General features: G+C 66.9%; 17 protein-coding genes and 1 pseudogene. 14 read left to right on the plus strand and 4 right to left on the minus strand.

Translation table 11 applies throughout. The annotated features are described in order from the left end of the window. Window positions 1-264 precede the first annotated feature (264 nt). The 4 genes from cobJ to cobG are packed head-to-tail and all read right to left on the minus strand — an operon-like array spanning window position 265 to window position 4,634. Window positions 265-1,971: a precorrin-3B C(17)-methyltransferase gene (cobJ, locus tag J4P02_RS06155; RefSeq protein ID WP_426188696.1), complete on the minus strand. Its 1,707-nt coding sequence runs from the start codon at window positions 1,969-1,971 to the stop codon at window positions 265-267. Beyond that, window positions 1,971-2,702, minus strand: a complete 732-nt coding sequence (locus J4P02_RS06160) for a precorrin-2 C(20)-methyltransferase (RefSeq protein ID WP_426189003.1) — start codon at window positions 2,700-2,702, stop codon at window positions 1,971-1,973. Before J4P02_RS06160 ends, cobJ begins: the two co-directional genes overlap by 1 nt. After that, entirely contained in the window at window positions 2,702-3,328 is a 627-nt protein-coding gene (locus J4P02_RS06165) for a precorrin-8X methylmutase (RefSeq protein WP_426188697.1), read from the minus strand. The genes J4P02_RS06160 and J4P02_RS06165 overlap by 1 nt, the downstream gene beginning before the upstream one ends. Beyond that, the gene (gene cobG / locus J4P02_RS06170; protein WP_426189004.1) at window positions 3,321-4,634 is read right to left on the minus strand and encodes a precorrin-3B synthase; all 1,314 of its coding nucleotides are present in this window, start codon (window positions 4,632-4,634) and stop codon (window positions 3,321-3,323) included. Before cobG ends, J4P02_RS06165 begins: the two co-directional genes overlap by 8 nt. 139 nt (window positions 4,635-4,773) lie before the next feature. Here cobG and cbiE point away from each other — a divergent pair, with 139 nt between their 5' ends. The 14 genes and pseudogenes from cbiE to J4P02_RS06240 all read left to right on the plus strand — a co-directional run bounded on the left by cbiE (window position 4,774) and on the right by J4P02_RS06240 (window position 18,977). Continuing rightward, on the plus strand, window positions 4,774-5,988 hold the full coding sequence (cbiE, locus tag J4P02_RS06175) for a precorrin-6y C5,15-methyltransferase (decarboxylating) subunit CbiE (RefSeq protein WP_426188698.1): 1,215 nt from the start codon (window positions 4,774-4,776) through the stop codon (window positions 5,986-5,988). 93 nt (window positions 5,989-6,081) lie between these two features. Then, window positions 6,082-7,179 carry a cobalt-precorrin-5B (C(1))-methyltransferase gene (locus tag J4P02_RS06180; protein ID WP_426188699.1) on the plus strand — a complete coding sequence of 366 codons (1,098 nt, stop codon included), beginning with the start codon at window positions 6,082-6,084 and terminating at the stop codon, window positions 7,177-7,179. Beyond that, complete coding sequence (locus J4P02_RS06185) at window positions 7,176-7,904, plus strand: cobalt-precorrin-6A reductase (protein WP_426188700.1); 729 nt, start codon at window positions 7,176-7,178, stop codon at window positions 7,902-7,904. The genes J4P02_RS06180 and J4P02_RS06185 overlap by 4 nt, the downstream gene beginning before the upstream one ends. Before the next feature lie 182 nt (window positions 7,905-8,086). Further along, window positions 8,087-8,388, plus strand: a pseudogene (locus J4P02_RS06190) (type II toxin-antitoxin system RelE/ParE family toxin). A 3-nt stretch (window positions 8,389-8,391) separates the two neighbouring features. Continuing rightward, the gene (locus J4P02_RS06195) at window positions 8,392-8,682 is read left to right on the plus strand and encodes an addiction module antidote protein (protein WP_426188701.1); all 291 of its coding nucleotides are present in this window, start codon (window positions 8,392-8,394) and stop codon (window positions 8,680-8,682) included. Window positions 8,683-8,781: 99 nt separating this feature from the next. Beyond that, window positions 8,782-9,180, plus strand: coding sequence for a DUF2946 domain-containing protein (locus J4P02_RS06200; protein WP_426188702.1), 399 nt, complete (start codon window positions 8,782-8,784; stop codon window positions 9,178-9,180). A 50-nt stretch (window positions 9,181-9,230) separates the two neighbouring features. Next, window positions 9,231-9,725: a copper chaperone PCu(A)C gene (locus J4P02_RS06205; protein WP_426188703.1), complete on the plus strand. Its 495-nt coding sequence runs from the start codon at window positions 9,231-9,233 to the stop codon at window positions 9,723-9,725. Window positions 9,726-9,746: 21 nt separating this feature from the next. Beyond that, the gene (locus J4P02_RS06210; RefSeq protein ID WP_426188704.1) at window positions 9,747-10,193 is read left to right on the plus strand and encodes a DUF2946 domain-containing protein; all 447 of its coding nucleotides are present in this window, start codon (window positions 9,747-9,749) and stop codon (window positions 10,191-10,193) included. Window positions 10,194-10,281: 88 nt separating this feature from the next. Next, a complete protein-coding gene (locus tag J4P02_RS06215) occupies window positions 10,282-12,414 on the plus strand; it encodes a TonB-dependent copper receptor (RefSeq protein WP_426188705.1) in 2,133 nt (710 codons plus the stop codon). 99 nt (window positions 12,415-12,513) lie between these two features. Next, window positions 12,514-13,896, plus strand: a complete 1,383-nt coding sequence (locus J4P02_RS06220) for a PepSY-associated TM helix domain-containing protein (protein ID WP_426188706.1) — start codon at window positions 12,514-12,516, stop codon at window positions 13,894-13,896. Window positions 13,897-14,048: 152 nt separating this feature from the next. After that, complete coding sequence (locus tag J4P02_RS06225) at window positions 14,049-16,184, plus strand: TonB-dependent receptor (protein ID WP_426188707.1); 2,136 nt, start codon at window positions 14,049-14,051, stop codon at window positions 16,182-16,184. A gap of 41 nt (window positions 16,185-16,225) precedes the next feature. Then, window positions 16,226-17,014, plus strand: a complete 789-nt coding sequence (locus J4P02_RS06230; RefSeq protein WP_426188708.1) for an ABC transporter ATP-binding protein — start codon at window positions 16,226-16,228, stop codon at window positions 17,012-17,014. Then, window positions 17,011-17,970, plus strand: coding sequence for an ABC transporter substrate-binding protein (locus J4P02_RS06235; protein ID WP_426188709.1), 960 nt, complete (start codon window positions 17,011-17,013; stop codon window positions 17,968-17,970). Before J4P02_RS06230 ends, J4P02_RS06235 begins: the two co-directional genes overlap by 4 nt. Continuing rightward, a complete protein-coding gene (locus J4P02_RS06240) occupies window positions 17,967-18,977 on the plus strand; it encodes a FecCD family ABC transporter permease (protein ID WP_426188710.1) in 1,011 nt (336 codons plus the stop codon). Before J4P02_RS06235 ends, J4P02_RS06240 begins: the two co-directional genes overlap by 4 nt. Window positions 18,978-19,089: the final 112 nt, after the last annotated feature.

A 19,089-nucleotide genomic window follows, 5' to 3' on the forward strand; every position in this document is an offset into this window, starting at 1 on the left:
AAAACCCGGCACACCAAAAGGTGTCCCGCGCACAGCCGCCATAGAAGAAGGCCATGCAGCAAAAAGCGCCAGCATAGTAATTGATGGCGCTCATGCCGTCATAGATTCGCTTTCCGACCGGCTAAGATCGGCCGCCGATGCGTCGGCGACCGGCACACTATGGCCAGGCCCCGCGACAGGAACAACCGGCAAAGTGTTGCACTAAGCTCCAAGCCGCAAGTTTTCAGCTTGCCGCTCAAAGCTCGCAGCTTGCCGCTGCCCCCTCTAGTACCAGCGCGGCGTGTAGACCCACTCGCCGCCCTCCGCCCGGGGGAAGACGCAGGTGGTGGAGGAACCCACCAGTACCATGGTGCGCATATCCACTTGTTCCGGGGTCAGTTCGCCCAGGGTAGTCACCCGCAGGGTCTGGCCCGGGCGGCCGATATCCCGCCCCAATACCACCGGGGTTTGCGGCGTGCGGTGCTGGCGCACGATCTCCAGGGCCCGGCCCAATTGCCAGGGTCGGGAGCGGGAGATGGGGTTGTAGAAGGCCAGGGCCAGGTCGGCCTGGGAGGCCAGGTCCAGGCGCTTCTCGATGATGTCCCAGGGCTTGAGGTTGTCCGACAGCGACAGCACGCAGAAGTCGTGCCCGAGTGGAGCGCCGGCCTGGGCCGCAGTGGCCAGGGAAGCGGAAACCCCGGGAAGAATCTCCAGCTCCACCCGCTGCCAGCTCGGCTCGCTGGATTCATGCAGGGCTTCGAGCACCGCGGCGGCCATGGCGAACACACCCGGGTCGCCGGACGACACCACCACCACCGAACGACCTTGGGCCGCCAGTTCGAAAGCATGGCGGGCGCGCTGCATTTCTTCGCGGTTGTCGGTGCAGTGCAGCACCTGGTCGGCGCGGAACGGGCCGGCCATGCGCACATAGGTTTCGTAGCCGAGGATGTCCTGGGCCCGAGCCAGTTCGGCTTTCACCGCCGGCACCATCAGCTCGGCGGCACCAGGGCCGAGGCCGATCACCGCCAGGCGCCCGCGAGGGCGGCCTATCTGTTCCGGGTCCAGGGGCTGGCTGGCCACGGCAATCGCCAGCGCGTCGCCCACGGCAATGGGCGGCAGCAACTGCGGTACCGCTTGCTGTGCCAGCTCGACCACGCTGGCTGCCGCCGGGGCGAAGCGCAGTGGCACCCCCAGTTCGGCAGCCGCCTGATGCAGGCTGCGGTCGGCCATCTCGCTGTCGGCGGCCAACAGGCAGGCCAGGGATTGCACGGCGATTCGCGCCTGGTGCAGGGCCTGGCGGATGCGCTCGGCCAGGCTGGAGTCGTCGGCGTCATCAGGGCGAATGCCAGCGCAGGCCACCAGGACGCTGCGGGGGTAGATCAGCAGCTCGTTGGCCGCCGGCTCGCGCTCGGCCGAGCCGACCCTAATGGTCAGGCGCGCCTGGGCATTCTCGGGCAACTTGGCATCGCTCAGCCAGGACGCAGCACCTTCGATGCGCACGCTTTCGCCCCCCAGCAGGTCGGAGACAAAACGCTTGCCCAGCTCCAGGTCGCCCAGGGCATAACCGCTGGGCGGGTTCAGCAGGCAGGTGCCGAAACGCAGTTCGCCACTGGTGGTAATGGCGGCAGCCACCCCCAGGCCGGCGGCGATTTCCCGGGCCATCACATTGACCCCACCCAAGCCACCGAGCAGCGGCACCACGGCGCTGCCGTCCTCGGCCACCGCCAGCACCGGCGGCTCGGCGCCCTTCTCCAGCAGCAACGGCGCCAGGGTGCGGATCACGATGCCGGCGGCGCACAGGGCGATGATCGGCGTGTCCTGTTGATAGAGCTGGCGCAGCGTCGCGCCAAACTCGTGGTAACTGCGGTCGGCGCCTTCGACTCGCTCGGCCAGGCCATGAATCAACGCATCGGGGTAGAGGCGCTGGATCTGCCGTGCGGTGTCGAGGCTGCCTTGGCCGAGGATGACGATGGCCGGATTCGAGCGGGCCATCAGCCTTGCCACCTTTCGCCGGGAACGATGATCAAGGAGAAGTACGGCGAAGACATCGGCTCCACCTCATGCAAGGGCACGATCTTCTGGTTGGCCATGGTGGCGCGCTCGACATACAGCGCACGCTCTGCCAGCCCCAGCTCCTCCAGAACCTGGCGCACCTTGGGGAAGTTGCGCCCCAGCTTCATCACCACCGCCGCATCGGCATCCGCCAGGCGCCGCTTGAGTTCTTCATGGGGCAGCACGCCGGAGAGCACCGACAGGCTCTGGTTGCGATACACCAACGGCGCACCCAGCACCGAGGCGCCGCCCAGCATCGAGCACACCCCCGGCACCACTTCGGCCTGGTAGCGCTCGGCCAGGCGGTCGTGCAGGTACATGTAGGAGCCGTAGAAGAACGGGTCGCCTTCGCAGATCACCGCCACATCGCGGCCGGCATCCAGGTGCAGCGCCAGCTCCTGGCTGGCGCTGTCGTAGAAATCGCTGATCACTTGCTCATAGGACAGCGGCGCCGGCAGCACCTCGGTGGTGACCGGGTACACCAGGGGCAGCAGGGTCTGGGCCTGTTGCAGGTGCGCCTCGATGATGCCGAAGGCATTGCCCTTCTTGCCCTTGGCCACGAAATAGGCCACCACTGGCGACTCGCGCAGCAGGCGCAGGGCCTTGAGGGTAATCAGCTCGGGGTCACCAGGGCCCACGCCAAGGCCGATCAAACGTCCAGGTTGCTGCATCATTCGATCTCCGTGGCCAGGGCGTTGACCGCGGCGGCGGCCATGGCGCTACCGCCCAGGCGACCCTGCATGATCACGAAGGGCACCCCGCGGCTGTCGGCGGCGAGCATCGCCTTGGATTCGGCTGCGCCGACAAAGCCCACCGGGAAACCGAGGATCAACGCCGGTTTCGGCGCGCCGGCATCGAGCATTTCCAGCAGGTAGAACAAGGCGGTGGGGGCATTGCCGATCACCACCACGCTGCCTTCCAGGTGCGGGCGCCACAGCTCCAGGGCCGCCGCCGAGCGGGTGTTGCCCAGCTCCCGGGCCAGCTCCGGCACGCGCTCGTCGCGCAAGGTGCAGATCACCTGGTTGTTGGCCGGCAGGCGGGCCCGGGTGATGCCTTCGGAAACCATCCGCGCATCGCAGAGAATCGGCGCACCGGCCGCCAGGGCCTCGCGCCCGGCCTTGCCGGCCCCCTCGGAAAACTGCAGGCCGTCGATGGCCTCGACCATGCCGCAGGCATGGATCACCCGCACCGCGAGTTTCTCCAGGTCGGCCGGAATGCGCTCCAGCCGGGCTTCTTCGCGGATGATGGCGAAGGAGTTGCGATAGATCTCCTGACCGTCGCGGATGTAGTCAATCATCAAGGGGGCTCCGTTGGCGGGCATCGAGCAAGGCGTGCGCCGCTTCTATAGAAAGGTTGCAGGCGTGCAGCGCGCCGAAACCCGGCTGCGCTGCATCGCGCAAATACATGTCATAGCGCCCCGGGGCCACCGCCAGCAGGGTGGCCGGTGCCACCTGGGCGGCGGCGCAGGAGCGCGGGCAGCCGGACAGGTGCACCGCTGCCGTCTGCTGGCGGGCCTGGAGCCGCGCCGCCAGTTGCAGCGCATCGGCCTTGGTATCGGCCTGGGCCTTGGCGCAACCGCTAGAGCCGGTGCAAGCCGTGAGGTGGGCCAGGGCCTGTTGCGGGCTGCACAGCAGGCCCAGCTGGCTCAGGGCGGCGCTCACCAAGGGCGCGTCGGCCGGGGCAATCTCGGGCAGCAACAGGCTCTGCCAGGGCGTGAACCTTAGGCTGCCATCGCCATACTGCCGGGCCAGTTGCGCGGCGCCTTTGAGCATGGCCGGATCGAGACGCCCGAGGGGCGCCACCGCGCCGACATAGACCCGCCCGGCCTGGCGCTGTGGATAAGTGCCCAGGTGCAGGCCAGGTGCCGCGAGTGGACGCTGCCAGTCATCGACCGTCAGTAAGGGGCCACTCAGGCGCGAGCGCAGTTGTGCGAGAAAATCCGCCACCGGCACCTGCGCCAGCAAATGGCGCATGCGCGTCTGCTCGGGCGTGGCCAGATCGAGGAACAGTTCCAGCACCGCCACCAGCAGTTCATGGCCCTGCGCCTGGGGCACTGCCGCCAAAGGTTTATCCACAGGGCTGCCGGCCAGGCCGAAGGCCAGCAGCAACTGCCCGTCGCGCTCAAGGGCCGACAGCCACAGGTCGTGATGGTGTTCGAGCATGGCCAGGGCTTCGCCGCCATCGAGCTGCACGGCGAACTTGGCCGACAACTCATGGAAGCGTGGGTGGCCCTGCAAGGTGGCGAGTATCTGCCCGGCCAGGGGCCGGGTATCGACCAGCATCTGCCGGTCGATGCCGGCGCCGGGGCTGAGCATCAGGTTGCGCACATCGTCGCCGGCGGCGGTGGTCGGTCCCAGGCCGGCCGCCAGCAACCGCTCGATCAGCGCCTGATGCTCAGGCCCGATGCCGCGAATCTGCAGATTGGCGCGGTTGGTGGCTTCGATCACCCCACCGGCAAAGGCCTCGGCCGCCTCGGCCACCGCCAGCGCCTGGGCGCTGCTGATCACCCCGCCGGCTAGCTTGATCCGGCAGATACCGCCGTCCAGCGCCGCAACGATGCGCAACAACCCCGGGCAAGCCGAGGGGCGAATGGCAGTGGACAGCGGACGTGGGTTCAAAGGGGGTGACCGGCAGTGTGGGAAAAGCGCTTCGTCAGCGAAGGCGCGGTATTATGCCTGCTTTGTCCGAAGGCATGAAAAGCCTGGCAGACGGAACAACGTTTTTTGTGTTCGAGGAAGAATGATGTCGCCCTGGCTGACGGTAGTGGGAATCGGTGAAGACGGCTTCAAGGGCCTGGGCAGGAATGCCCGTCACGCCCTGCTGGGCGCTTCGCGGATAGTCGGCGGCCAGCGCCAGCTGGACCTGCTGCCGGCGTGCATTCGTGGCGAACGCCAGCTGTGGCCCAGCCCCTTCTCCCTGGAACCAGTGCTTGGCCAGCGCGGTACACCGGTGTGCGTGCTGGCCAGCGGCGACCCGATGCTGTTCGGCGTCGGTGCCAGCCTGACCCGGCAATTGCCCGCCGAGGAAGTGCAGGTGCTGCCCTCGCCTTCCTCCTATTCCCTGGCGGCTGCGCGCCTGGGCTGGGCCCTGCAGGAGGTGCTCACGCTGTCGGTGGTGGCGCGGCCAATCGCCGCGCTCAATGCCCACCTGTTCAACGGCCTGCGCCTGCTGGTGCTGAGCAATGACCGCCACAGCCCGGCCGCCATTGCCCAGCTGCTGCGCGAACGGGGTTTCGGCCCCAGCCGCATCAGCGTGCTGGAACACCTGGGCGGCCCCCTGGAGCGACGCCTCGACGGCAGCGCCGCAGACTGGAACGACCCGCCCGTGGCCGACCTCAACCTGCTGGCCATCGACTGCCGGGCCGCGGCCGACACACCGCGCCTGTCGCGCCTGGCCGGGCTGCCGGATTCGGCCTTTCGCCATGACGGCCAGCTGACCAAGCGCGATGTCCGCGCCATTACCCTGGCCCGACTGGCGCCAACCCCCGGCGAGCTGCTGTGGGACGTCGGCGCCGGCAGCGGCTCCATCGGTATCGAGTGGATGCGTGCCCACCCCAGTTGCCGGGCCCTGGCCATCGAGGCCGACGACGGCCGCCAGCAGTTGATCGAATACAACCGCGACGCCCTTGGGGTGCCCGGCCTGCAACTGATCCGCGGCCGAGCGCCCCAGGCCCTGGTCGGGCTGGAGCCGCCGGATGCGGTATTCATCGGCGGCGGCGTGACCCGCGAAGGCGTACTGCACAGCTGCTGGGAGCAACTCAAGCCCGGCGGCCGCCTGGTGGCCAATGCGGTGACCCTGCAAAGCGAAGTGACCCTGATGGACTGGCGCGAGCGCCACGGCGGCGAGCTGACTCGCATCCATATTGCCCAGGCTCAGCCTCTGGGGGAGTTCGACACCTGGCGCCAGGCCCTGCCGATCACCCTGCTGGAACTGCACAAGCCACGGGAGCTGCCATGAGCGCGGTAGGAGCGGGCTGGCCCGCGAATGCGTCCCCCCGCCTAAAGGTATCGCGCCCTTCGCGAGCAAGCTCGCTCCTACAGGGGGTGGGGCATGCGTGAGGAAAGTGCGGAACAGCCCACGCCCCTGCGCAGCGGCCTGACCACCGGCAGTTGCGCCACCGCCACCAGCCTGGCCGCCGCGCGCCTGCTGCTGGGCGGTACCAGCGCCGATGCGGTGGATATCGTCCTGCCCAAGGGCAAGCAGGTGCAGATGCGCCTGGAGTTCTGCCGCCGCACCCGCGACGGCGCCGAGGCCGGCACCCTCAAGGATGCCGGCGACGACCCCGACGTGACCCACGGCGCCCTGCTCTATTCCCAGGTGCGCCTGACCCCTGAGCCGGGCATCCGCTTTGTCGCCGGCCAGGGCGTGGGCACCGTCACCCGCCCCGGGCTGGTGCTGGCGGTGGGCGAGCCGGCAATCAACCCGGTGCCACGGCGAATGATCGGCGAGCACCTGCAACGGCTGGCCGAGGAGCAAGCCTATGGCGGTGGCTTCGAGGTCACGGTGAATGTCCAGGGCGGCGCCGAGCTGGCCCTGAAAACCATGAACCCGCGCCTGGGGATTCTCGGCGGGCTGTCGATCCTCGGCACCAGCGGCATCGTCCGGCCCTTCTCCTGCGCGGCCTATATCGCCTCGATCCACCAGGGCATCGACGTCGCCAGGAGCAACGGCTACCGGCATATCGCCGCCTGCACCGGCAACGCCAGCGAAGACACAATGCGCCGGGTGTACGAGTTGCCGGAAATTGCCCTGATCGAGATGGGCGACTTTGTCGGCGCGGTACTCAAGCATCTGCGCAAGGCGCCTGTGGATAAACTCAGCCTGTGCGGCGGCTTCGGCAAGATCAGCAAGCTGGCCGCCGGGCACATGGACCTGCACAGCCGCCACTCCAGCATCGACCTGCCGCAACTGGCGCAATGGGCCGCCGAGATCGGCGCCGAGCCAGCCTTGCAACAGGCCATCCGCGAGGCCAATACCAGCCAGCAGGCCCTGGCCATGGCCAGCGCCGCCGGGGTGGCCCTGGGCGACGCGGTGTGCCGGCACGCCCTGGATTTTGCCCGCAGCGTGGTACCGGCCCAAGTCCAGGTGGAAGTCTTCGCCATCGATCGCCAGGGCGGCATCGTCGGCCACGCCGGAGCCTGGCAATGACCCGTATCCTGCTGTTGGGCGGGGTCACCGAGGCCCTGGCCATCGCCCGCACCCTGGGGCCGCAACATATCTACAGCCTGGCCGGCATCGGCCGGGTGCCCAGCGACCTCGCATGCCAGGTGCGGGTGGGCGGCTATGGCGGGGCCGAGGGGCTGGCGGCCTTTATCCGCGAACAGCGCATCGGCCTGCTGCTGGATGCCACCCACCCTTACGCAGCCCGGATCAGCGCCAATGCGGCGCAGGCCGCACAGATCAGCGGCGTGCCCTGCTGGGCCCTGCGGCGTCCGGCCTGGCAGCCGCAACCCGGGGATGACTGGCGCGAAATCGCCGATTGGGCGCAACTGGTGCAGGCCCTGCAACCCTTCAAGCGGCCGCTGTTCACCCTGGGCCGCGAGCCCTTGCAACACCTGGATGAAATCCCCGCCGAACAGTTCTGGACCCTGCGCGCCCTGGACTCCTACCCCGGCAATCCGCGTTGCGAAGTGATTGGCGCCCGGGGGCCCTTCCTGATCGAGGACGAACGCGCCCTGTTCGAGCGTCGGCAGATCGATGTGCTGATCAGCAAGAACAGCGGCAGCAGTGCCACCGAACCCAAGCTGGAGGTGGCCCGGGAACGGGGCGTTCCGGTGCTGATTCTCAAGCGCCCCGAACTGCCCGAGGTCGATCGCAGCTTTGTCGGCGTGGCCGAGTTACTGGCTGCGCTGGGTCAGTTGCCAAACGCCTGACAGACAAAGTCGTCACGCCTCACAGGCTCTTGGGAATCCCCTGGCAGCCAGCGGCAAAACATTGCTTTAGCTTCCTGGGTGAAGGCTCAGCGCCGGCTCGCCGTCTATCGGCCAGCCAGCGTTCCATGGACTTTCGCCTGGCGCAGGACTTGCCAGTGCGTATCCCAAGGAATACAGTCGCCATGCCTATCTTTGAACAGACTGCAGAATTCGCCCACTGGCTGAACCGCCTGCAAAACCCTCAGGCAAAGACCCGGGTAGTGGCCAGGGTCAGGGCCGCGCAGTTGGGCCGCTTCGGCGACTGCCAGCGCTGGGGGGCGGCCTGCACGAGATGCGCATCCATCGTGGCCCCGGTTACCGGGTGTATTTCTCGCGCCGAGGCAAGGTGATCTACCTGCTGCTGATCGGCGGCGACAAGAGCACCCAGCAACGGGATATCCAACGGGCCAGGCAACTGGCCCAAGACCTCAAGAGCGAGGGCTGAAACATGACCACCCCAGTGACCCGCTTCGACGCGGCCGACTACCTCAAATCTCCGGAGGAGATGGTCGCCTACCTCGACGCCTGCTTCGAGGAAGACAACGGCGACGGCGTGCTGATTCGCGCCGCCCTCAACGACATCGCCCGTGCCCGCGGCATGACCCAGGTGGCCCGCGACACCGGCCTGGGCCGCGAGAGCCTGTACAAGGCCCTGGGCAGCCAGGGCAATCCGGAGTTCGCGACTATCATCAAGGTGATGAAGGCGCTGGGCCTGAAGCTGCACGTCAGCCCGGCCTGAGCTGGCACTGCGACACCACACCGCACGCGGTGCTTTTTTACTTATCCACAGCGATCAGGCTAAATACCCGCCTGATCGCTCAACCGACGGAAAGTCGCCATGTCCCGACAACGGCTCGCATTTGCCTGGATCGCCTGCTTCGCAGTGCTGTTCAACATGCTTGCCATGCCGCTTTCCGGAGCCATGCAGCGCTCCGACTCGGGACTCGACGAACAACTGCTGTGGGGCAGTTTCTGCTCCGCCAGCGGCACCAAGATGGTGGCCATTTCCCTCGGCAAGTTCGAGCAGCAGGCCCCGCAAAACGACGACCACTCGAACATGCAGCACTGCTGGTGCTGCTCCGGCTCGGCGCCCCTGGTGGCCTTGCCCGGTCATCTGCCGCAGCTGTATCACGCGCGTTTCGCTGCCCTGCCGGGTGCGCCGCAAGCTAAGATCGAATCCCTCACCCCGCGCCAGCAATGGCCCAGCCTGAACCCCGGTGCCCCGCCTCTGGCATGATTCCCTTTCGCAAGTGATCTGCGTTTTTGAATCGTTCTGGAGAACTCCCCATGTCCAAGTCTTCCCTGGTCAAGCAATCCCTGCTGTTGGCCGCGCTGCTGTTGCCTGCCTGTTTCGCCACCGCCCACGACTACAAGGCCGGCGAGTTGCAGATCGCCCATCCCTGGTCCCAGGAATTGCCGCCGAACACGCCGACCGTGGCGGCCTACTTCGTGCTGCACAACCCGGGCAAGAACGCCGACACCCTGCTCAGCGTCGACACGCCGATCGCCGGCAAGGCCGAGCTGCATGAACACGTCCAGCAAGGCGACATGATGAAGATGCAACGGGTGGCCAAGGTGCCGGTACCGGCGGGCGGCGAGGTGAACTTCGCGCCCATGGGCTATCACGTGATGCTGATGGAGCTCAAGGACCGCAGCCTGCTCACCGACGGCAAGCGCTTCCCCCTGACCCTGCACTTCGAGAAGGCCGGCGACGTTACCGTCGAAGTGGCGGTGCAGAAGCAGGCGCCGGCAGCCATGCAAGGGCATATGCACGATCAGTAAGCACTGACCGGCCCCATTCCCATGAACGCCCTGCGCGCGCCTGGCCGCAGGCGGTCCGTGCCGCGTCGCAACTCGTCTGGAGTGCGACGCGGCAGCTGGATCAGCCTGTTCGCCATGCTGATGATCTTTATCGGTCCGCTGATTTCCCAGTCGATGCCGATGGATCACGCCATGCCGATGAACATGTCCATGAGCATGGACATGGGCGCCGACGCGGCCGCCTGCCACGGCGAAACCCCGCACCACGCGCAACCCCGCAAGCCCCTGGGCGGCGCCCCTGTGCTCTGGGAAAAATGCGGCTATTGCAGCCTGCTGTTCAATTGCCCGGGGCTACCTTCGGGGCTGACATTCGCCGCCCTGGCAACGCCACCCACCCAGTATTTCCTGATCCCCGCGACGCGCCTGGGCCACGCCCGGCAGACCGTGTTCCCCGGCGCCCTGACCCGCGCCCCACCGATCCTCGCTTGAGTCACCCACTCCTCTCACACGGCCGACTGTCATCGCGACAGCCGTGCACCTGCGGCCGTGTCACTCAAGTTCGATCGATGGAACATCTATGTTTTCTGCTGACTCTCGCCTGGGCGTTGCCCAGCCATCCAAGCCCTTCGCCCTGAACCCTGCGCGCCAGCATTTCAACCGCGCCCTGGCAGTACTCTGCGGCGTCCTGCTGACGCCCCTGGCCCTGGCCGACGAGGCGCCGATGGACCACTCCCGGCACGCCGCCGAACTCAGCCCGACGGTGATCACCGCCATCGCCCCGAGCTCGCCGCTGACCGTGGTCACCAACCCCAAGGACCCGCGCCAACCGGTGCCGGCCAGTGACGGCGGCGACTACCTGAAGACCATTCCCGGCTTCGCCCTGGTGCGCAACGGCGGCACCAACGGCGACCCGGTGCTGCGCGGCATGTTCGGCTCACGGCTGAACATCCTCACCAATGGCGGCATGATGCTCGGCGCCTGCCCCGGGCGCATGGACGCCCCGACTTCCTACATTTCCCCGGAAACCTATGACCGCCTGACCGTGATCAAGGGCCCGCAAACCGTGCTCTGGGGCCCGGGCGCCTCGGCCGGCACGGTGCTGTTCGAACGCGAGCCGGAGCACTTCGGCGAACTTGGTACCCGGGTCAACGCCAGCCTGCTGGCCGGCTCCAACGGCCGCTTCGACAAAACCCTGGACGCCGCCGCCGGCGGCCCCCTGGGCTATGTGCGGGTGATCGGCAACACCGCCCATTCCGACGACTACCGTGACGGCAACAACGACACCGTGGCCTCGCGCTACGACAAGTGGAACGGTGACGTGGCCCTGGGCTGGACCCCGGACGCCGACACCCTGCTAGAGCTCACCGCCGGCAAGGGCGATGGCGAGGCCCGCTACGCCGGGCGCGGCATGGACGGCTCGCAGTTCAAGCGCGAAAGCCTGGGCCTGCGCTTCGAGAAATCCAATATCGGCGAGGTGCTGGACAAGGTCGAAGCCCAGGTCTACTACAACTACGCCGACCACGTGATGGACAACTACAGCCTGCGCACCCCCTCGGGCACCGGGATGATGGCCGGCCCCATGGCCTCCAACGTCGACCGCCGCACCCTCGGCGCGCGGATCAAGGCCACCTGGCGCTGGGCCGACCTGCAACTGATCGGCGGCCTTGACGCCCAGACCAACGAGCACCGCGCCCGCGCCAGCAGCGGCATCGACACCTACAAGCAACTGCCGCGCACCAAGGACGCCGACTTCCACAACTACGGCGCCTTCGGCGAGCTGACCTGGTACGCCGCCGAACGTGACCGGCTGATCACCGGCGCGCGCCTCGACCGCGCCTCGGCCAAGGACTACCGCGAGCGCACAGGCTCGGGAATGATGAGCCGCCCCAACCCCACCTTTGGTGACACCCGCGCCGACACCCTGCCCAGCGGTTTTGTGCGCTACGAGCATGACCTGGCCGACAGCCCGGCCACCCTCTATGCCGGCCTGGGCCATACCCAGCGCTTCCCCGACTACTGGGAGCTGTTCTCGCCGAAGATGGGCCCGGCCGGCTCGGTGAACGCCTTCGACTCGATCAAGCCGGAAAAGACCACCCAACTCGACTTCGGCCTGCAATACCAGACCGAGGACCTGGAAGCCTGGGCCTCGGGCTATATCGGCCAGGTGCGCGACTACATCCTCTTCGACTACAACTCGAAAATGATGGGCATGAGCACCTCCCGGGCCGAGAACATCGACGCGCGGATCATGGGCGGCGAACTGGGCGCGGCCTACAAGCTGACCTCCAACTGGAAGGCCGACGCCACCCTGGCCTACGCCTGGGGCAAGAACAGCAGTGACGGCAAGGCGCTGCCACAGATGCCGCCGCTGGATGCACGCTTCGGCCTTACCTACAGCGAGAACGACTGGAGTGCCGGGGCACTGTGGCGAGTGGTGGCGGCGCAGAACCGGGTCGACCTGAACAAGGGCAACGTGGTGGGCAAGGACTTCGGCAAGAGCGGCGGCTTCGGCGTGTTCTCCCTCAACGGCGCCTACCGGGTGACCAAGAACCTCAAGCTCAGCACCGGCGTCGACAACCTGTTCGGCAAGGCCTACGCCGAGCACCTGAACCTGGCGGGCAATGCCGGTTTCGGCTACCCGGCAACTGATCCACAGGCGCTCAAGGAACCGGGGCGCACGCTCTGGACCAAGGTCGACCTGAGCTTCTGACCGCCCTTCGCCGGCCAGCCGGTTCCGCCCCTTGGGAGCTGGCTGGCCGGCGAACGGCCCCTATAAGAAAAGATCCACTGCCTTGCGGAGCCTTCCCTGATGAATCGACCCAAAGTGTCTTTCTACAACCTGGCCTGGCGCTGGCATTTCTACGCCGGGCTGTTCGTTGCCCCCTTCATGGTGATGCTGGCCCTGACCGGCATCGTCTACCTGTTCAAGCCGCAGCTGGACCCACTGATGTACTCCAGCCTGCTCAAGGTGCCTGCCGCGCACCACAGCCTCAGCGCCGATGAATTGCTGCAACGGGTGCAGGCGGCCTACCCCCAGGGCCGGGTCAAGCAGTACCTGCCGCCCATCGACGCCGAGCGCAGCGCGCAGTTCGTGGTGCAGGACCATGGCCACGAACTCAATGTGTTTATCGACCCCTACCACGGTGATGTGCTCGGCGAACAGGACGCCAAGAACAACCTGCAAGCCCTGGCCCGCGCCATCCACGGCGAGCTGATGATCGGTACCCTCGGTGATCGGCTGGTGGAGCTGGCGGCGGGCTGGGGCATTGTCCTGGTGGTTTCCGGGCTGTACCTGTGGTGGCCCCGGGGCCAGTCTGCGGCCGGAGTGCTGTGGCCGCGCCTGAGTGCCCGCGGCCGCCTGTTCTGGCGTGATCTGCACAGCGTGCTGGGCTTCTGGGGCGCGGCCTTGCTGCTGCTGATGCTGCTGAGCGGCATGACCTGGACCGGCGTCTGGGGCAAGCAGTACGCCGACCTGTGGAACCGCTTCCCGGCGGCCATGTGGAACGACGTGCCAGCCTCCGACCAACAAGCTGGAGCCCTCAACAGCGCCAGCCGCCAGACCGTGCCCTGGGCCCTGGAAAACACCCCGCTGCCGATGTCCGGCGACCACGCCGAACACATGGCCCACGCGGGCGCGAACGCAGCGCCGGCGGCGCCGGCCATCAGCCTGCAGGCGGTGCAGGACATCGCTCGCCAGCGCCAGGTGCAGCCGGGCTACAGCATCACCCTGCCGAGCAGCGCCACGGGGGTGTTCACCATCGCCCTGTTCGCCGACGACCCGCGCCACGACGCCACCCTGCATATCGATCAGTACAGCGGCAAGGTGCTGGCCGATGTGCGCTTCGAGCACTACAGCACTGTGGCCCGGGCCACCGAGATCGGCGTGATGCTGCATGAGGGCAAGATGTTCGGCCGTGCCAACCAGATCATCGTGCTGGTGGTGTGCCTGATGATCCTGCTCAGCGCGGTCAGCGGCATCGTCATGTGGTGGCAACGCCGCCCGCAAGGCCGGCTCGGGGTGCCGCCGCTGCGCCACAACCTGCCGCAGTGGAAAACCGGCCTGTTGATCATCGCGGTGCTGGCCCTGGTCTTTCCCCTGGTGGGCGCCTCGCTGGTTGCGGTGTGGTTGCTGGATCGGCTGCTGCTCTCACGTTTCAATCGCGACCCTGAATCGGCCTCATCTTCAACATGAAGCAGCCGAGATGCGCATTGCAGAGCCATCGGTACAATTCCGGCGCTTCAACCCTGCACAATGATAATGTTACTTTATAACATTAAAGTGTAAGATCCTCGCCCGCAGCCCCCACTGCGGGCAACCTTTCGAAGAAGCGATCCAGCGTCCCGATGAACCACTACCTGCTGCCCAGTCTGTGCCTGTTGGCCTTGCCTGCCCTGGCCCAGGCGGACGATTCCGCCCCTGCCCTGACCCTGCCCACCGGCACCATTTCCGCATTGGCCAGCGAGGCCGACGCCAGCGTCAGCCTGAAGACCCCCACCAGCGCCGGCTCGCGCCTGGGCCTGAGCGCCCTGGAAACCCCGGCCAGCACCGACAGCCTGAGCGGCGAACGGATTCGCGCCCGGGGCGATCGCAGCATCCAGGACGCGGTTTCCCGCAGCGCCGGTATCAGCCGTACCGGCACCCCGGGCGACGGCGGCACCTCGTTGTCGGCACGGGGCTTTACCGGGCAGAGTTCGGTGATGCAGCTGTATGACGGCAACCGCATGTACACCGGCATGGGCACCCTGACCTTCCCGGTGAACACCTGGGCGGTGGAACGGGTCGACGTGCTGCGCGGCCCGGCCTCGGTGCTGTACGGCGAAGGCGCCACCGGCGCGGTGATCAATACCGTGCCGAAAAAGCCCTTCAGCGGCGAGATCGAAAACCACCTGCGCCTGGGCTATGGCTCCTTCGATCGCCAGCAGCAGGCCCTGGACAGCGGTGGCTCGCTGAGCGACAGCCTGAGCTACCGGCTCAACCTCAACCGCGAGCGTAGCAACGGCTGGATCGACCGTGGCGATTCCTCCGGCGACTTCGTCAGCGCCGCCCTGCGCTGGCAGGCCCGGGACGACCTGGCCTTCACCCTGGCCCACGACTACGGCGACCAGAACTCGATGAACTACTTCGGCACGCCGTTGATCGACGGGCGCTTGCACAAAAGCCTGCGGGACAAGAACTACAACGTCGGCAACGACAAGCAGCACTACAACGATCAGTGGACCCGCCTGACCAGCGAATGGCAGATTTCCGACAACCTCAGTGCCAGCAACGAGCTGTACTATCTCAAGGCCCAACGTCGCTGGCAGAACGCCGAAAACTACAACTACGATCCGGCCCTCCGGCAACTGACCCGCAGCGGCAACTACGGCATCGGCCACCAGCAGGAACAGGTCGGCGACCGCCAGACCTTCACCCTCAAGCATTCGCTGTTCGGCCTCGACAGCCAGACCCTGGCCGGCGTCGACTACAACCGCATCCGCTTCCACCTGAAAAGCAACTCGCCGTTCAGCGATGCCTATGCCAGCGGTCAACCGGTGGACCTCTACCACCCGGCCCCCAGCGACTTCGCCAGTAGCAACCCCTACCGCGATCAGTTCAAGACCACCACCAAGCAGATGTCGCTGTTCGCCGAAAACCGCCTGCAACTCAGCGAGCGCTGGTCCCTGGTCACCGGCGTGCGCCGTGACTACGCGCATATCGATCGCGATGACCTGGTGAAGAACCAGCGGGACGACAAGACCCTGACCGGCAACAACTGGAAGGCCGGGCTGGTGTTTGCCGTGACCCCGGACACCTCGCTGTACGGCCAGTACTCCACCAGCACCGACGGCGTCGGCGGGCTGATTTCCCTGAGCAAGAGCCAGCAGCAATTCGACCTGTCCACGGCCAAGCAGAGCGAGATCGGCCTCAAGCAGATGTTCTGGGACCAGCGCGGTGAATGGACCCTGGCGGCCTACCACATCGTCAAGAAGAAGCTGCTGACCGACGTTCCCGGCGACCCGCAACGCAAACAGCAAGTGGGCCAGCAATCCTCCAACGGCCTGGAAGCCAGCCTCGACCTGCAACTGCCCCAGGCCTGGCAACTGCAAGCCAACGCCGCCATCGTTCGCGCCCAGTACGACGACTTCAAGCAGGATGTGAACGGCGAGCAGGTGTCCCGCGACGGCAAGCGCCCGGTGGACGTGCCGCGCCGTACCGCCAACCTGTGGCTGAGCAAGGCCATCAGGGATGACCTGCGGGCCGGCGCCGGGGTGCGTTATGTGGATGCGCGCTACGCCGATATGGCCAACCAGAACCGCTTGCCCAGCTACACGGTGGTGGACGCCAACCTATCATGGCAGGCCCTGCCCGATACCACCCTGGGCTTGCAATTGAACAACCTGTTTGACCGCCAGTACGCGCAAAGCCAATACAATGACGGCCAGCAATGGATACTCGGCGAGCCGCGCTCGTTTTTCGTTACCGCCGACTACCGCTTTTAACCCCGCCTGCCGCCACGGCGCAGGCACGACATGGACACCCCATGACCGCGCTGAACCTCAGCCACCTGGCCTGGACACCCCTGGGCCAGGGCCACTGCCATCACCAGTTCCAACTGCGTGAGGCCAGCCTGCAGGTGGCGGCCGGCGAATTCGTCGGCCTGATCGGCCCCAACGGCAGCGGCAAGACCAGCCTGCTGCGCTGCGCCTATCGCTTCAGCAAGCCGCAGCAGGGCGAGGTGCAGCTGGATCATCACAACGTCTGGAAGCAGTCGCCGCGCTGGTGTGCGCAACGCATTGCGGTGGTGCTCCAGGAATTTCCCGAGGCCTTCGGCCTGACCGTGGCCGAAGTGGTCGCCATGGGCCGTACGCCCCACAAGGGCCTGTTCGATGGCGATACCGAGCACGACCGGCGCATCGCCCGCGAGGCCCTGGAATCGGTGGGCCTGCTGGGCTTCGAGGATCACGCCTTCGCCACCCTTTCCGGCGGTGAAAAGCAGCGGGTGATCCTGGCCCGCGCCCTGACCCAGCAACCGCAGATGCTGATTCTCGACGAACCCACCAACCACCTCGACCCGCGCTACCAGCTGGAACTTTTGCAACGGGTCAAGCGCCTGGGCATCGGTACCCTGGCCAGCATCCACGACCTGAACCTGGCCGCCGCCTTCTGCGATCGCCTGTATGTGCTCGACCACGGCCGCATAGTCGCCAGCGGTACACCCGAGGCCGTGCTGACCGTCGAGCTGCTGCGCACTGTCTTCGGCGTCGAGGCGCTGATCGACCCTCACCCCCTGCACGGCTACCCACGAATCACCTGGATAACCCAACCATGACCTTGCGCTCCCTGCTTCGCTCCAGCCTGCTCCTGGCCTTGTCACTGGGGGCCGCCCAGGCCTTCGCCGAGGCCACCCATTACCCGCTGACCATCACCAGTTGCAACCGCCAGGTGACCTTCAAGGAGGCGCCGAAACACGCCCTCAGCCACGACATCAACATGACCCAGATGATGCTCGCCCTGGGCCTCAAGCCACGCATGGTGGGCTACAGCGGAGTCAGCGGCTGGAAGGCGGTGACCCCGCAAATGAGCAGCCTGCTCGATGGCCTGCCGGAGCTGGCGGCCAAATACCCCTCGGTGGAAACCCTGCTCAATGCCAACGTCGACTTCCTGTTCGCCGGCTGGGACTACGGCATGCGCGTCGGCGGCGACCTCACCCCGCAAACCCTGGCGCCCCTGGGCATCAACGTCTACGAGCTGAGCGAATCCTGTGCCTTCGTGATGCAGCGCCCGGCCGCCAGCCTCGACGACACCTACAACGACCTGCGCAACCTGGGGCGGATCTTCGACGTGCAGGATCGCGCCAACGCGCTGATCGCGCAGATGCAGGAACAAGTGGCCGAGGTGCGCAAGGACCTGCCCAAGGAACAGCCGCGGGTGTTCCTCTATGACAGCGGCGAAGACCGGGCCATGACCTCCGGCCGGCTGGGCATGCCGCAAGCGCTGATCGACGCCGCCGGCGGGCGCAATATCCTCGATGACGTGGAGGCCAGCTGGACCCGGATCAACTGGGAAACCGTGGTCGAGCGCAACCCGCAGGTGATTGTCATCGTCGACTACAGCGAAGTCAGCGCCGAGCAGAAGCAGCAGTTCCTGATGAACAACAAGGCCCTGCAAGGGGTCGATGCGATCCGCAACCAGCGCTTTATCGTCATCCCCTACGTGCAGGCCACCCCGGGCATCGACAACGTGCTGGCGGTGGAAACCCTGGCCAAGGGATTCCACGGCGAATGATCAGGGGCCGTTATGCCGCGCTGCTGCTGATTCTCGGCGTCCTGCTGCTGGTGTCCTGCGTGCTGTCCCTGGGCTTTGGCCCGGCGCGGGTGCCGGTGGAGGTGGTCGGACGGATTCTGCTGCACAAGATCCTTGGCCTGGGGACGGTGGACTGGAGCCCGGGGCAGGAACATATCGTCTGGCTGATCCGCGTGCCGCGCATGCTGCTGGGGGCCCTGGTGGGTGCCGGGCTGGCGCTGATCGGCGCGGTGCTGCAAGCGGTGACCCGCAACCCCCTGGCCGACCCGCACCTGCTGGGGGTCACCTCCGGCGCCACCCTGGGCGCGGTGATCGTGGTGCTACACCTGGGGCAGGTCATAGGTTTGCTGACCCTGCCCCTGGCGGCCTTTGTTGGCGCCCTGGCGAGCATGCTGCTGGTGCTGGGCATCGCCGCCCGCCAGGGCCGCCTCGACAGCGACCGCCTGCTGCTGTGCGGCGTGGCGGTGTCCTTCGTGATGATGGCGGTGGCCAACCTACTGTTGTTCATGGGCGATCACCGAGCCAGTTCCGCGGTGATGTTCTGGATGCTCGGCGGCCTGGGCCTGGCACGCTGGGAGCTGCTGGCGATTCCCGCCGCCAGCGTGCTGCTGGGGCTGGTGCTGTTGCTGGGCATGGCGCGCCCGCTGAATGCCCTGATGGCCGGCGAGCAGAGCGCCGTGACCCTGGGCCTGAACGCACGCAACGTGCGGCTCAAGGTGTTCCTGATCGCCTCGTTGATGACCGGGGTGCTGGTGTCCATCAGCGGCTCCATCGGGTTTGTCGGGCTGATGGTGCCGCACATTGCCCGGCGCCTGGTGGGCGCCGAGCATCGTCGCCTGCTGCCGGCCTGCGTGCTGCTGGGCAGCCTGTTCCTGGTCTGGGTGGATGTGGCCGCGCGCACCCTGATCGCCCCCGAGGACCTGCCCATTGGCGTGGCCACCGCGGCCATTGGCGGGTTGTTCTTTATCGGCTTGATGCGCCGCCGCTAGGCTCGCCCGGCTGCTGCACCACGCCCCCCCATAGGAGCTGGCTTGCCAGCGAAGGCGTCCGTAAAATCGCCACAAGGCTTGCCGGCCTCTTCGCCGGCAAGCTGGCTCCTAC

This window comes from Pseudomonas sp. NFXW11 (assembly GCF_049887815.1).
Taxonomy (GTDB): Bacteria; Pseudomonadota; Gammaproteobacteria; order Pseudomonadales; family Pseudomonadaceae; genus Aquipseudomonas.